At 43.9% G+C, this 640-nt stretch carries 1 protein-coding gene; it reads left to right on the forward strand.

Annotation, left to right across the window (positions count from 1 at the left end; all coding sequences use genetic code 11):
* Positions 1–640, forward strand: a 640-nt coding sequence (locus A3762_RS21770) for an OB-fold nucleic acid binding domain-containing protein (protein ID WP_231878891.1), incomplete at both ends; no start/stop codon positions are given.

Consider the following 640-nt stretch of genomic DNA (forward strand, 5'->3'; position numbering starts at 1 on the left):
TCGATCGATGATTGATCATGATCTACAAGGTGAAAACGCGAAAGTTATTCGCTTGGGCTTTCGTTTAGTAAAAGGGTTAAGCGTCGAAGGGCAAAACTTACTTGTTCGTGAGCGACCGCCCTTAGGTTTTAAATCTGTGAGCGAAGTGAAAGCGATCGGTCTATCTCGAAGAGATTTAGAGTCTTTGGCTTCTGCAGATGCGTTTAGATGTTTATCGGATAATCGTTATGAAACACGTTGGCAATTAATGAACCCTGAAAATTCATTGCCATTTATGTCGAGCACCGTTGCAGAGGAGCCGATAGGTGATTTCAGGTTTAAGCCAAAGGATATTGAAAATCTCACGGAAGACTATGCCTCATTAGGCTTATCTCTCGATCATCATCCGATAACCTTAATGGAAAAAGCAAACCTACTGGGAAACTTTGTGCGATCGAATCAGCTTAGCCGTGTTGAGCATAAAAGTTTTGTGGATGTCGTTGGCTTGGTGACTGGCAGGCAATCACCAGGTACCGCTTCAGGGGTTACATTTATGACCCTAGAGGATGATACCGGGAATATAAATGTTGTTGTTTGGGCTGGCACCGCCAGAGCGCAAAAGCAGCCTTTTTTGATGGCGAAGGTGCTCAAAATTAAAGGG

This window comes from Oleiphilus sp. HI0125, assembly GCF_001635355.1.